This window comes from Bradyrhizobium sp. SK17 (assembly GCF_002831585.1).
GTDB lineage: Bacteria > Pseudomonadota > Alphaproteobacteria > Rhizobiales > Xanthobacteraceae > Bradyrhizobium.
The window spans coordinates 4,888,598-4,902,020 of the sequence record NZ_CP025113.1; the positions used below are offsets into that span (position 1 = coordinate 4,888,598).

At 65.6% G+C, this 13,423-nt stretch carries 13 protein-coding genes; 7 read left to right on the forward strand and 6 right to left on the reverse strand.

Translation table 11 applies throughout. From position 1 onward, the window contains the following. Window positions 1-13 precede the first annotated feature (13 nt). Window positions 14-556: a CDP-alcohol phosphatidyltransferase family protein gene (locus CWS35_RS22380; protein WP_024581494.1), complete on the reverse strand. Its 543-nt coding sequence runs from the start codon at window positions 554-556 to the stop codon at window positions 14-16. Window positions 557-717: 161 nt separating this feature from the next. On the opposite strand from CWS35_RS22380, the gene purM reads away from it, so the two are divergent. Together purM and purN are read left to right on the forward strand one after the other, a co-directional pair. Next, the gene (purM, locus tag CWS35_RS22385) at window positions 718-1,803 is read left to right on the forward strand and encodes a phosphoribosylformylglycinamidine cyclo-ligase (RefSeq protein WP_024581495.1); all 1,086 of its coding nucleotides are present in this window, start codon (window positions 718-720) and stop codon (window positions 1,801-1,803) included. Continuing rightward, on the forward strand, window positions 1,800-2,471 hold the full coding sequence (gene purN, locus CWS35_RS22390; RefSeq protein ID WP_024581496.1) for a phosphoribosylglycinamide formyltransferase: 672 nt from the start codon (window positions 1,800-1,802) through the stop codon (window positions 2,469-2,471). The genes purM and purN overlap by 4 nt, the downstream gene beginning before the upstream one ends. Before the next feature lie 52 nt (window positions 2,472-2,523). On the opposite strand, the gene CWS35_RS22395 is transcribed toward purN, so the two are convergent. From CWS35_RS22395 to CWS35_RS22405, 3 genes are all read right to left on the reverse strand, one after another. Beyond that, window positions 2,524-2,727: a cold-shock protein gene (locus CWS35_RS22395; RefSeq protein WP_024581497.1), complete on the reverse strand. Its 204-nt coding sequence runs from the start codon at window positions 2,725-2,727 to the stop codon at window positions 2,524-2,526. A gap of 350 nt (window positions 2,728-3,077) precedes the next feature. Further along, window positions 3,078-4,226 (reverse strand): ribonuclease D, encoded by a 1,149-nt coding sequence (gene rnd, locus CWS35_RS22400; protein ID WP_024581498.1) that lies wholly within the window; start codon window positions 4,224-4,226, stop codon window positions 3,078-3,080. Between the two features lie 255 nt (window positions 4,227-4,481). Further along, on the reverse strand, window positions 4,482-5,234 hold the full coding sequence (locus tag CWS35_RS22405) for a helix-turn-helix domain-containing protein (RefSeq protein ID WP_024581499.1): 753 nt from the start codon (window positions 5,232-5,234) through the stop codon (window positions 4,482-4,484). A gap of 89 nt (window positions 5,235-5,323) precedes the next feature. Here CWS35_RS22405 and CWS35_RS22410 point away from each other — a divergent pair, with 89 nt between their 5' ends. The 5 genes from CWS35_RS22410 to CWS35_RS22430 all read left to right on the forward strand — a co-directional run bounded on the left by CWS35_RS22410 (window position 5,324) and on the right by CWS35_RS22430 (window position 10,704). Next, window positions 5,324-6,817 (forward strand): bifunctional 3-(3-hydroxy-phenyl)propionate/3-hydroxycinnamic acid hydroxylase, encoded by a 1,494-nt coding sequence (locus CWS35_RS22410; RefSeq protein ID WP_100953806.1) that lies wholly within the window; start codon window positions 5,324-5,326, stop codon window positions 6,815-6,817. Beyond that, entirely contained in the window at window positions 6,814-7,668 is an 855-nt protein-coding gene (locus CWS35_RS22415) for a fumarylacetoacetate hydrolase family protein (protein WP_100953808.1), read from the forward strand. The genes CWS35_RS22410 and CWS35_RS22415 overlap by 4 nt, the downstream gene beginning before the upstream one ends. 5 nt (window positions 7,669-7,673) lie before the next feature. Further along, complete coding sequence (locus tag CWS35_RS22420; protein ID WP_029879138.1) at window positions 7,674-8,672, forward strand: VOC family protein; 999 nt, start codon at window positions 7,674-7,676, stop codon at window positions 8,670-8,672. Between the two features lie 61 nt (window positions 8,673-8,733). Next, on the forward strand, window positions 8,734-9,912 hold the full coding sequence (locus tag CWS35_RS22425; protein WP_100956598.1) for an ABC transporter substrate-binding protein: 1,179 nt from the start codon (window positions 8,734-8,736) through the stop codon (window positions 9,910-9,912). A 93-nt stretch (window positions 9,913-10,005) separates the two neighbouring features. Beyond that, window positions 10,006-10,704 (forward strand): hypothetical protein, encoded by a 699-nt coding sequence (locus tag CWS35_RS22430; RefSeq protein ID WP_100953810.1) that lies wholly within the window; start codon window positions 10,006-10,008, stop codon window positions 10,702-10,704. Window positions 10,705-10,919: 215 nt separating this feature from the next. Here CWS35_RS22430 and CWS35_RS22435 read toward each other — a convergent pair whose 3' ends face one another. Both CWS35_RS22435 and chrA read right to left on the reverse strand, forming a co-directional pair. Then, entirely contained in the window at window positions 10,920-12,065 is a 1,146-nt protein-coding gene (locus tag CWS35_RS22435; protein ID WP_100953812.1) for an acyltransferase, read from the reverse strand. 69 nt (window positions 12,066-12,134) lie between these two features. Further along, window positions 12,135-13,349 (reverse strand): chromate efflux transporter, encoded by a 1,215-nt coding sequence (chrA, locus tag CWS35_RS22440; RefSeq protein ID WP_100953814.1) that lies wholly within the window; start codon window positions 13,347-13,349, stop codon window positions 12,135-12,137. Window positions 13,350-13,423: the final 74 nt, after the last annotated feature.

Here is a 13,423-nt window from a genome sequence, read left to right on the forward strand (position 1 = left end):
TCTCCAAAGCAAACTACCGAGCCTCGATCGTGCTCATGTGCCGCACCCACTCCACGAGATAGAGGGACACCGAACCCAAAGTAAAGATCGTGACCAGGCCCATCAGGATCAGGTCGTAGGGGTGCGGCTGGAAGCCGAAACCGAGCGAGGCCAGCACCAAGGCGGCGAAGCCGACCTGCGCCACCGTGTTCAGCTTCGACACCATCAACGGCTTCATCTCGACCGGCTTGTCGAACAACCATGACACAATCACGGCGGAGACGATCATGATGTCGCGCGACACCACGAGAATCACGATCCAGCGCGGCACCGCGCCCCAGATCCCGAGCGCGACATAGATCGACACCAGCAGCGCCTTGTCGGCGAGCGGGTCGAGCAGGGCGCCGAGCTCGCTTGTCATGTTGAAGCGCTTGGCGAGGAAGCCGTCGACGGCGTCGGAAACGCCAGCGATCACGAAGATCGCGAACGCGATCTCCATCTGGCTCGACACGATGGCCCAGACGATCACCGGCACCAGGATGATGCGGCCAAGGGTAATGATGTTCGGAATGCTCAACTTTGGATCGCTTCCCGGCTAGAAGCCTGATTTTACTCGATATCCGGCTCTTTTGCGTGGCGGCCGGGTGTTATCTACATAGTATCGCGGCGAGCTGGCCGCGAGCCATTGCGCGGGGGCGGAATTCCTCGTAACCAGCCCCTGATCATCTGGAATTGGGCATGACCGAGCGCAAAAACGGGCTCACTTACGCGGATTCGGGCGTCGATATCGATGCCGGCAACCGTCTCGTCGATCTGATCAAGCCGATGGTGCGCGCCACCGCGCGGCCGGGCGCTGACGCCGAGATCGGCGGCTTCGGCGGCCTGTTCGACCTCAAGGCCGCGGGCTTCAAGGATCCGATTCTGGTGGCGGCGACCGATGGTGTCGGCACCAAGCTGAAGATCGCGATCGAGACCGGAATCCACAGCGGCATCGGCATCGACCTGGTCGCGATGTCGGTCAACGACCTCGTCGTGCAGGGCGCGGAGCCGCTGTTCTTCCTGGACTATTTCGCCTGCGGCAAGCTGCATCCGGAGGCCACCGCGCAGATCGTGGCGGGTATCGCCGAGGGCTGCCGCGAATCCGGCTGCGCGCTGATCGGTGGCGAAACCGCCGAGATGCCCGGCCTCTACAAGGATGGCGATTACGACCTCGGCGGCTTTGCGGTCGGCGCGGCCGAGCGCGGCACTTTGCTGCCGACAGCGGACATCGCGGCGGGCGACGCCGTGATCGGCCTCGCGTCCTCGGGGGTGCACTCCAACGGGTATTCGCTGGTGCGCAAGCTCGTCGAGCTGTCCGGCATTGCCTATGACGCGCCGGCGCCGTTCGCGCCGGTCATGACGCTCGGCGCGGCGCTGCTGACGCCGACCAGGCTCTATGTGAAGTCCTGCCTGCGCGCGATCCGGGACACCGGCGCAGTCAAGGGGCTCGCCCACATCACCGGCGGCGGCTTCACCGACAACATTCCGCGCGTGCTGCCGAAGCATCTCGGTGTCGGCATCGATCTGGCGCGGCTGCCGGTGCTGCCGGTGTTCAAATGGCTGGCGGAGCAGGGCGGGATTGCCGAGCTCGAGCTGCTGCGCACCTTCAACTGCGGCATCGGCATGATCGCGATCGTCAGGCCCGATGCGGTCGATGCGGTGACCGAGGCCTTCACCGCCGGCGGCGAGACTGTGACGCTGCTCGGCGAGGTGATTGAAGCCAAGGGGGAACACACGGGCGAGCATCGCGTGGTCTATAACGGCCATCTCGACCTCTCGCGATGAAGCGCCGGACAGCCATTCTGATTTCCGGCCGCGGCTCCAACATGGCCGCGCTGATCGAGGCCGCCGAGGCTCAGGACTATCCGGCCGAGATCGCCGTGGTGATCTCCAACCGCGCCGATGCGCCCGGGCTGGAGAAGGCCGCGGCGCACGGCGTTCCGACTGTCGTGATCCCGAGCAAACCGTTCGGCAAGGATCGCGCCGGGTTTGAGGTGGTGCTGCAGAAGGCGCTCGACGACAACAAGGTCGAATTCATCTGCCTCGGCGGCTTCATGCGGCTGTTCACCGCGGACTTCGCCCGGCGCTGGTACGGGAGGATGCTCAACATCCATCCCTCGCTGCTGCCCTGCTTCCCCGGCCTTGATCCGCACGGCCAGGCCTTGCGGGCGGGGGTCAAGCTGTCCGGAGCGACCGTGCATTTCGTCATCCCGGAGACCGATGCCGGGCCGATCGTGATGCAGGGCGCCGTGACTGTCGCCGACGATGACACGGCCGAGACGCTCGCCGCGCGCGTGATCAGAATCGAGCATCGCATCTATCCGGAAGCGTTGCGGCTTCTGGCGACCGGCCGGCTCCAGCTCGACGGCGACCGCTGCACGACGAAAGGCAGCGCCGCGACCGATCGCACGCTGATCGCGCCGGCGGTTGAAGGAGCGCTTGCGCCGGAGTAGTCCCCGGAGGCGCCGGGGAAGGCATCAGGACGGCTTCCGTCGCTAGCGCCGTTCAGTGAACCTTGAGGTTCTCTGCCGACGCCTTGCCGCGGTTCTCGACCAGATCGTATTCGACGGTCTGGTTCTCGTTGAGTGTCGAGAGCCCCGCGCGCTCGACCGCCGAGATGTGGACGAACACGTCCTTGTCGCCGACGGCCGGCTTGATGAACCCGTAACCCTTTGTCGGGTTGAACCATTTGACGGTACCCTTCGGCATCGTCGCTCTCCCAGTCTAGCTAGACATAAAAAAGACGCGGCGACGTTTTCCACGTGCCACGCCACGATCGGGCTTTGCGCTGTCTGTTCGGTTTCCGGGTCTTCAGATCCAAAGTCTTCAAGTCCGAAGTTTCGCCTCTCGAAGCCTTGTTCACCGAAGCCTTGTACGTCGAAGCTTGGATAGCAACGTCGCAAATCGCACAGTCGAACGGCCGCGATCCGATTGTGAAGGGATTGCAACACGAAAATTGCGCGTTAGCAAGCGCGGCAGTTTCGTGTGACGCAACCTCAGTCTGTGTCGGTCGAGCTCCGGCGCAGGCATTCGCGAGGGGCGGAACCAGGTGGGTCTTTCTAACCCCGGTCCACCCGCACCACGCGGCCTTTGTCGATCGCGAGCGCGACCTGGCCGTGCTTGAGCTTCAGTGCCGCCTCGCCGAACAATTCACGCCGCCAGCCATGCAGGGCGCCGACTTCGGCCTGATCGCTGGCCGCGATCTGCTCGAGATCGTCGACGGTCGCGATCACCTTGCTGGCGACGCCGTGGCGTTCCGAGGTCATGCGCAGCAGCACCTTCAGCAGCTCGACGGTCGCCGCGCCGTTGGAATTGTTGCGCGGCTTTTCCAGCTTGGGCAGTGTTGCCTGGTCGCGGGCCAGCCCGCGCTGCACCGCGGCGATGATGTCGGCGCCCCATTTCGAGCGTTCGAAACCCTTCGGCAGCGAACGCAGATTGCCGAGCTTCTCCAGCGAGGTTGGCGCGTGGGTGGCGATATCGCCGACCGCATCATCCTTGAGCACGCGCGAGCGCGGCACGTCGCGGCCCTGCGCTTCCTGCTCGCGCCAGGCCGCGACCTCGATCAGGACCGCGAGCTCGCGCGGCTTGCGCACGCGGGTCTTGAGCCGCTCCCAGGCCCGCTCGGGATGGAAGTCGTAGGTCTTCGGCGAGGTCAACACCTCCATCTCCTCGCTGACCCAGTCGCTGCGGTCGCGCTTCTTCAGATCGGCGTCGAGGGCGGCGAACACTTCACGCAGATGGGTGACGTCGGAGACCGCGTAGTGGAGTTGCTCGTCGGTCAGCGGGCGGCGCGACCAGTCGGTGAAGCGATGCGTCTTGTCGGGGCGGTGGCCGGTGACGCGATCGACAAGCTGGTCATAGGCGATGCTGTCGCCATAGCCGAGCACCATCGCGGCGACCTGAGTGTCGAAGATCGGATGCGGGATCGTGCCGGACAGATGCCAGACGATTTCGATGTCCTGCCGCGCGGCGTGGAACACCTTCAGCACGGCCTCGTTCGACATCAGTTCGAAGAACGGCTTGAGGTCGATGCCGGGCGCCAGCGCATCGACCACGATGGCCTCATCGGCGCTTGCCATCTGCACAACGCAGAGCAGCGGGTAATAGGTCGTCTCCCGCAGGAACTCGGTGTCGACGGTGATGACCTTGTGTTGGGCGAGCCGATCACAGGCGGCGGCGAGGTCGGAGGTCGTGCTAATCAGATCCATGAACTGTCCATGACGGCTTGACCCAACGCGTTCTGCCGAAAGGGCAACTATGTCAAGGGTCTTGCAGGGATTTTGGCCCTGCACGGGGCGAGGGGCAGGGCATTTTTGAATTGATTGTGCTTGATTCGGGGGTGTTTTCGGCTTGCTCCTGCCGCGAATTCGTCAGTCGAGCCGGGCGTTGACAGCGAGGATGAGGACACATCCTTGCGTTCTCGCGACAGAGGAAAAGTCTGATAATCGGAATATGATTGGCGTCTACAATGCGCGCAGTCGGGCTTCGATGGCGCGGATGGCGTCGCGCAGCGGGGCCTGGCAACGCGCAATCCCTTCGGTCGCGGTCAGCGCCTTCGTCATCCAGATGATCGACGCGCAGCCGATCACCTGCCTGTCGCGGCGGATCGGCATCGCGATGGTGCCGGTGTGAGGCCAGATCCGGCCGCCCTGGCGTACGGCGTAGCCGCGGCGACGGACGCTCTGCAATTGCTTCTCGGTGGCGGCGCGATCGGAGAGTTCGCCTGATGTCTGTAGCAGATCGAGCAGCAGCGTACGCTCGCGCGCCGTAGTGAATGCGAGGTAGGCGAGGCCGGCGGAGCTGGCGAGCAGTGGAATGCGCATGCCGACCATGCGCCGATCGATCGACATCGGCGCGAAGCGGTGGGTGGACTCACGGACCACCATGCGCACGCCCTCGAGCGTCGTGACATCGCTCGGCCAAAGGATTTTATGCGTGAGATCGAAGATCACGGGCGCCGCCGCGGCTCCCAGCCATTGCTCGTCCTCGAACCCGTCCGACAGTTCGCGCACCTTCAAGAGCAGCGTGAAGCGGTCGTCGGAGCGGCTCTGCATGACATAGCCGGTGTCGATCAGGGTTTTCAGCGAGCGATACACGGTGGCTCGCGGCAGGCCGGTTTCGCGCGCCAGCGTCAGCGCGCTGGCGGAGGCGTGGCGGTTCAGCGCGGCGAGGACGGCGAGGCCCCGCCCGAGCGCGCGGATCGGTTTGACGTCCATGGCATGTTCACCTGGTGAACAGAATTGCCGTCGTCGTTGCACGGTCGGTGGCCGGCTGGCAAGCCTCATCGCAACGGAAAGGGAAACGCATGGACGGGCCGCAACGCGCCAACGGACTTTATGACGTCGCGATCGTCGGGTTCGGTCCGGTCGGCGCGACGCTGGCCAATCTGCTGGGGTTGCAGGGGCTCAGCGTGATCGCGCTCGATCGCGAGGCCGCGCCCTATGCCTTGCCGCGCGCCGTGCATTTCGACGACGAGGTGATGCGGGTCTTCCAGACCATCGGTCTGGCGGACGAGATCCTGCCGTTCACGCATGTCTCGCCGGGCATGCATTTCATCGACGGCGACGGCAAGCTGTTCCTCGACTGGTCGCGGCCGTTGCAAATCGGCCAGAACGGATGGAACACGAGCTATCGCTTCCATCAGCCCGATCTCGAACGGGTGCTGCGCGCCGGTGCGCGCGCCCATGCATCGGTCGATCTTCGTTTGCGCGCCGACGTCTTTGCCGTGGACGAACACGGCGATCACGTCGCGGTCCGCTTTGAGAACCTCACCAATGGCAAGCTCGACGAGGCTCGCGCCCGCTATGTCGTCGGCTGCGACGGGGCGCGCTCGCTGGTCCGGCGGCTGATCGGCTCAGGCATGGAAGATCTTGGCTTTCACGAGCACTGGCTGGTGGTCGACGCGATCCTGAAGCGGCCGATGCCGGAGCTCGGCGACTACAGCGTGCAGTTTTGCGACGCTCGACGGCCGGCAACCTATGTCCGCAGCATCGGCGATCGCCGGCGCTGGGAAATCGCCATCATGCCGGATGACGATGCGCGGCGGATCACCGATCCGGAGACTGTCTGGAAGCTGCTGGCGCGCTGGATCACGCCCGATGATGCCGAGCTGGAGCGCGCGGCATCCTACAGCTTTCATTCGGTGATTGCGTCGACCTGGCGCCGGCAGCGTCTCTTGATCGCCGGCGATGCCGCACACCAGACCCCGCCGTTTCTCGGCCAGGGCATGTGCGCCGGCATTCGTGATGTGGCCAACCTCGCCTGGAAACTTGGACGCGTGACCCGCGGCGAAGCGGGCGATGGCCTGTTGAACAGCTACCAGACCGAACGCCATCCCCACGTCCGTCAATATATCGAGCTCGCGGTCCGGCTCGGCAGCCTGATCAACGCGACGCGCAGCGAGGGCCGGGAGGCGGGCGCGGAGCCGCGGCGGATGGCGACCATCAAGCCGCGGCTTGGACCGGGCCTGTTCAGGCATGGCTGCGCTGTGGCGGGCACGCCGGTCCCGCAGCCGATGCTGTCGAACGGACGCCGGCTCGACGATCAGGTTGGCTATCGCTTTGCCGCGCTGGCGCGGCCGGGCTTTCTCGACGGACTGGACGGCGCGACGCATGAGCGTTGGCGCCAGTACGGCATCGTCCTCGTCAGCGACGGCCAGGGGCCGCTGAAGGACTGGCTCGACAGCGTCGACGCGCACGCCGCGCTGGTCCGGCCCGATCGCTACATCGTCGGACTGGCGAGGACCCCGCAGGAATTGTCGGCGCTGGTCGACAGCATGAACCAGGAGGATTTTGGATGAAGCTCGCATCGTTCTCGACTGCTAGGGGACCCGGCTATGGATGCGTGGTCGATCAGGGCATTGTCGTTCTGTCGGCCGCGTTTGGCGATCGCGCGCCGACCTTGCGCGACCTGTTGGCCGGCGGATTGCTGGAGGAGGCCGCGGCGCTTGCAAAGACATCGAAACCTGACCTTGCCCTGAGCGAGGTCAGCTTTGATCCGGTCATTCCCAACCCCGACAAGATCATCTGCGTCGGTCTCAACTACCGTGACCACGTCGCCGAGACCGGCCGCACGGTCACGGAGAAGCCGGCGCTGTTCGCGCGTTACGCCGGCAGCCAGATCGGGCATCTTGCGCCGCTGGTGAAGCCAAGGGTGTCCGACGAGTTCGACTATGAGGGCGAACTCGCCGTCATCATCGGCAAGGGCGGACGGCACATCGCACCGCAGGCCGCGCTGACGCATGTCGCGGGCTATGCCTGCTACAATGAGGGTAGCATTCGCGACTGGCAGCGCCACACCAGCCAGTTCCTCTCCGGCAAGACCTTCGCCGGCACCGGCGCATTCGGGCCGTGGATGGTGACGAGCGACGAGATCGCCGATCCGTCGAAGCTCGCGCTGGAGACGCGGATCAACGGACAAGTGGTGCAGCACACCACGACGGACCTCCTGATCACCGATATCCCGCATCTGATCGCCTACATCTCGACCATCCTGCCGCTGCTGCCGGGCGATGTGATCGTGTCGGGCACGCCGGGCGGCGTCGGCGCCAAGCGTAACCCGCCGCTCTGGATGAAGCCCGGTGACGTCGCCGAGGTCGAGATCTCCGGGATTGGCGTGCTGCGCAATCCGGTGGTGGCAGAGGCGGTGTGACAGCGATGGAGAGCAACACGGAGATCAACGCGCTCGGCTATATCGGCATCCAGTCGCAACGGCTCGAGGACTGGACCGGCTTTGCGACCAGACTGCTCGGCATGCAGCCGGTGGATCGCGGCGGCGGCACGCGGGCGTTCCGGATGGACGACCGCAAGCAGCGGCTGGTGGTGAGCGATCGCGACGGCGACAATGCCGGTTTCTTCGGATGGGAGGTCGCTGACGCGGCTGCGCTGGAGCGGCTGGCGGCGCGGCTGGAGCGGCACGGCACCGCGGTTCGTCGTGGCACCCGTCAGCTCGCGGACGAGCGCCACGTCGCCGATCTCATCAGCTTCCGCGATCCCGCCGGCAATCCGCTCGAGGTGTTCCATGGGCCCGCGATCGCGGACACGCCGTTCGTGCCGGCGCGGCCGATCTCGGGGTTCAAGACCGGGCCGCTAGGCATGGGCCATGTCGTGCTGAATGTCGAGGACGTCGAACCGCTGTTGCCGTTCTATCGCGATCTGCTCGGCTTCAAGGTCAGCGATTACGGGCTGACGCCTTACAAATTGTACTTCTTCCACGTCAATGGCCGTCACCACAGCTTCGCGATGGTCGGCTCCGGCCGGCGCGGGCTGCATCATTTCATGGTCGAGCTCTACAGCCTCGACGATGTCGGGCAAGGCTATGACCTGGCGCAGCTCGACGAAGGACGAATTGCCTTCACGCTCGGCCGGCACACCAACGATTTCGTGACCTCGTTCTACGCCACGACGCCCTCCGGCTTCTTCGTGGAGTATGGCTGGGGCGGCCGCGTCATCGATCCCGCCACCTGGCAGCCGCATGAAACCTTCGACGGCCCAAGCTTCTGGGGCCACGACCGGCTCTACATGGAGCCCGAGAGCCGCGCGCGTCTGCGCGAAATGCGGCTGTCGGCGGCCGCGCGCGGCGTGCGTGCGCCGGTGCCGGACTGTCCGTGGCTCGACGCGGTGACGGGGCGCGGCACATCCATCCAGAAAACATAGAACGGGGGAGGCACTGATGGCCGGGAAACCAAGCCTGACGTTTCGTTTGGTGGGCGGCGCGATGTTCATTGCTGTGGCGCTGTCGGGCAGCGCGTCGGCCGAGATCAAGGGCGATGCGATCCGCATCGGCGTGCTCACCGACATGAGCGGCATCTTCGCAACCGCGATGGGGCCGGGCTCGGTCGAGGCGGCGCGGATGGCGGCGGAGGACTTCGGCGGCAAGATCAACGGCAAGCCGATCGAGATCTTGCAGGCCGACCACCAGAACAAGGCCGACGTGGCGTCGGCGATCGCGCGGCGCTGGTTCGATCGCGAGGGCGTGCAGGCCATTGCCGATGGCGGCAGCTCCGGCGCGGCGCTCGCCGTGCAGGAGTTGGTGCGCGAGAACAAGCGCGTGTTTCTGGTCTCGGGCGCGGGCGCCGTCGAGCTCACCGAAAAGGCCTGCGCGCCGACCAGTGTGCAGTGGACCCACGATGCGGCCTCGACCGCCAACGCGGTCGTCGCCGGCGTGTCGAAGACCGTGCAGGGCTCCTGGTTCTTCATCACCGCGGATTATGCGTTCGGACACGCGGTGGAAGCGATCGCGCGGGCCAAGCTCGACAAGCTCGGGGTCAAGGTCGCCGGCAGCGTCAAGACCGCGCTCAACACCGCCGATTTCGCTTCCTTCCTGCTACAGGCGCAGTCGAGCGGCGCCAAGGTGCTGGCGCTGAACGCCGCGGGCGACAATGTGACGATCATGAAGCAGGCGCAGGAGTTCGGCTTCGCGCAGCAGGGCATCGCAGTGGTGCCGATGACGTTCCAGAACGTCGACATCGTCGCTGCCGGGCTGTCGGTCACGCAGGGCGACCTGATCGCGACCAGCTTCTTCGAGGACGTTTCGCCGGCCGCGCGCAAATGGGCCGACGCGTTCTTCGCCCGTCGCAAGGCGATGCCGTCGCAGATCCAGGCCGGGGTCTATTCGGCCGTCCGGCATTATCTCCAGGCGGTGAAGGACACGGATTCCGACGACGGCGAGGTCGTCATGGCAAGAATGAAGGCGACGCCGGTGGCGGACGCCTATACGCCGCAGGGGACGATCCGCGCCGACCAGCGCATGGTGCACGACCTCTATCTCGTGCAGGTCAAGACGCCGGCGGAATCGAAGGGGCCGTGGGACCTGGTCAAGCTCGTCACCGCGATCAAGCCCGACGAGGCATTTCGCTCGCTCGAGGAGAGCAAGTGCCCGCTGGTCGGGCGTTGAGGACGGCGACCGGCGCGGTCCGACTTGCGAGGCGTATCATGGGTGCCGTAACATAGGGCGGCAACCTGAAGTCGAATCGCAGTAGGAGCCGCCGTGACCGCGACGCAGCCCGGGGCTGTTACCAGCGAGCTGTTTCAAATCGCCTCCGATGTCCCGGAGTATCGCCGCGACGCCGTGCTCGACGACATCAGCAGCATCATCGACTCGAACTGGCTGACGGAGCAGAGATTCTGGTCACGCCAGCATTCGCCGTTCAACGCCGACCACGGTATCGTCCTGCTTCACCATGGCGGTGAATGCGTAGCTTACATGATCATCCAGCGCCTGGCCGTGGCCGGCACGTCGGTGATCTATCTTTCGGGCACCGCAGTCCGGGACACCTGTCGTGGCCAGGGCTTTTTCAAGCGGATGTTCGATACCGCGATGGCGGCGGAGTTCGGTGACCCCGCGGCGCCGGCAGAATTCTGCCTGTGCTGGCGGACACGGAATCCCGTCATCTACGTGCTGGGTCGCGCGCAATGCCGAAGCGTCGTGCCGGCCATTCCGGCTGAGACACGAACCGGCGATCTTGACGAGCTTTGTCTCAGTTTGGCGGCAATCCTGTACCCACGTCAGGTCATCGAGACGACGACCATGGCGATGCGCGGCGCCTATGGTGGGCTGCGCTACCGCGACGAGCCGACGACCCAGACGTCACCGGATGTCGACCGATGGTTCGCGCAGACCATTCCCTACGGCGCCGATGCGGTGTTCTGCGCCGGATGGGCCAGCAATCGCTGGGCGCGGTGCTGAGCAGCGGAAACTGTGGGATAGGCGGCCATGCGGGACGTGTGCCTTAAGACACTCCAGGACCCGCTTTCTCGACTCGTCATTCCGGGGCAGCCCGAAGGGAAGGGCTGAGCCCGGAATCCATGGGGCCGTATAACCTGCGGATGAATGGATTCCGGGCTCTCGCTTCGCGAGCCCCGGAATGACGGAGGAGATTGCAGCTTGCGCCACCCGGCACGTCAGTGATTGGCGAGCCGCCCGGCCTCGGCCGGCGTGGCGACGTTGCCCGGACTGATCTGCGAACCGATGCGCGAGGGCCAACCGTGTCGCGAGGCCAGCATCGTGAGCTGTTCCTTGACGCGATAATGCGCGGGGCCCTCGAGGAAGCGCCAGACGAACCACGCCAGCAGCACCATGCACGCCACGACGAACGTGGTCGAAAGCGCGTCCGGCGTTGGCGTGATCAGCAGCAGGATCACGTAGCCGAGCTGTAGATGCAGCAAATAGAGCGGATAGGTGATGCCGCCGATGGCCCTCACAAAGCCGTCCGGCAGCGGCACCGATTTGATGCGGGTGGCGGCGAACACGATGCCGAGCGAGACGATGCAGATCACTGTCACGACGCGCGGATCGAAACTGCCATGGGTGTGGACGCCGAGCCGCTCCAGCTTGTGCACGGCCTGGAACGTCGCCGTGCCCATCGCCAGCGTCAGAAGGCTGTACAGCCTGCTGTCGCGCCGTCCGCGGTAATGTTCATAGATCAGCAAGCCGACCGCGAAGAAGCCGCTGTCATCGGCCATGAACAATTTCTCGAACAGCGGAATGTCGAGTGTCAACTCGTTGGCGAAGGTGATCGCGATCCACACCACGATGAGAGTGTCGATCCGCCGCGGGAAGATGCCCCAGGCCAGCAACAGCGCGACCCAGGCGTAGAACACGACTTCGATCACCAGCGACCAGTAGGCGTCGTCCATGTAAGGCTGACCGAGCATTGGCGCCGCGATGAACAGATTCGCCAGCCATTGTCCCCACGTCACCTGAAACCAGGCGTGGCCTATGAAGAGCGTGGCGAGGAAGGTCAGCGTCATGCAGATGACGAAGGTCGGATAGATCCGGCTGAACCGGGCGATGGCGAAGCCGATCGGCGTGCGGCCCTCGGCCGAATAGGCGATGACGAAGCCGGAGATCGCGAAGAACACGGGGACGCCGAGGAAGCCATATTGGGCGACCGGCGCGAGATACGGCAACGCCACTTTCTGCACGCCGTGCGATGCGGTGCCCCAGAAGCCGTAATGATACAGGATCACGGCCCCGACCGCGGCGAGCCGCAGCAGGTCCAGCGCGGGAACACGGGTCGGATCCGCATGTTTGGAAACATTTGGCATGTACCGGCCATTTTGGCGGCCAGCCGTGAAGGCGTTCTTAATCCGGCCGTGAAGGACCGGGGCCGTCGTTCACGATTGCAGGAGCCCGGTGGCGATCCCGGCGGCCGTGCTGAGGATCACCACCAATAGCGGCGGTGCGCGCCAGGCCGTGAGCAGGACGAAGCCCGCCAGCGCGATGCCGAAGTCGAGCGGACGGTGCAGGCTGGTCGTCCACACCGGATCGTAGAGCGCGGCACCGAGGATGCCGACCACGGCGGCATTGACGCCGCGCATCATCGCCTGCGCGGCCGGCCGCTTGCGGAATTGATCCCAGAACGGCAGCGCCGCCAGCAGGACGAGCAGTCCCGGCAGGAAGATGCCGAGCAGGCCGACGATTGCGCCCGGCACCCCGCCGATCACGGCGCCGAGATAGGCCGCGAAGGTGAACAGCGGGCCCGGCACGGCCTGGGCGGCGCCATAGCCGGTCAGGAAAGCATCGTCGCCGATCCAGCCCGGCGCCACCACCGCTTCGCGTAGCAGCGGCAGCACGACATGGCCGCCGCCGAACACCAGCGCGCCGGAGCGATAGAAGGCCTCGAACACGCCGAGGCCTGACCATATCCGGGCGAGCAGCGGCAGCCCGATCAGCAGTGCCAGGAACAGGATCAGTGCGGCGATGCCGACGCGGCGCGACACCGGCATCGCGATATGGGTGGTGCCGCTGGACGGCTGCGCCCGGCACAGCCACAGTCCGGCGACGGCACCGAGCATGATGGCGCCGATCTGCGCGATCGACGACGAACTGGCGAGGATGATCAGCGCTGCGACCGTCGCGATCGACGCGCGTTCACGGTCGGGGCAGAGCGAGCGCGCCATGCCCCAGACCGCCTGCGCCACGATCGCCACCGCGACGAGCTTCAGGCCGTGCACCAGGCCCGCGCCGGCCAGGCCGCTCAAGCCGCCGGCGCCATAGGCAAACAGCACCAGCGCGATCGCCGAGGGCAGCGTGAAGCCGGTCCAGGCCGCCAGCGCGCCGAGGTAGCCGGCACGCATCAGGCCGAGCGAGAAGCCGACCTGGCTGCTCGCCGGGCCGGGCAGGAATTGGCAGAGCGCGACCAGATCGGCATAGGCCTGCTCGTCGAGCCAGCGCCTGCGGGTGACGAACTCGTCGCGGAAATAGCCGATATGGGCGATCGGGCCGCCAAAGCAGCTGACGCCGAGCTTGAGGAAAATCAGCAGCACCTCAAGTGGCGAATGTGCAGTGGAGGGCGCCGTGTCGGAGTGCTGGACGTCGGTGTCGTTCAAGCGTCGTCCGATCCCTGACTTGCGTCCCGCCGTCAGGACCCGTCAGGCCGACCATATCGCCTTTCGATGACGGC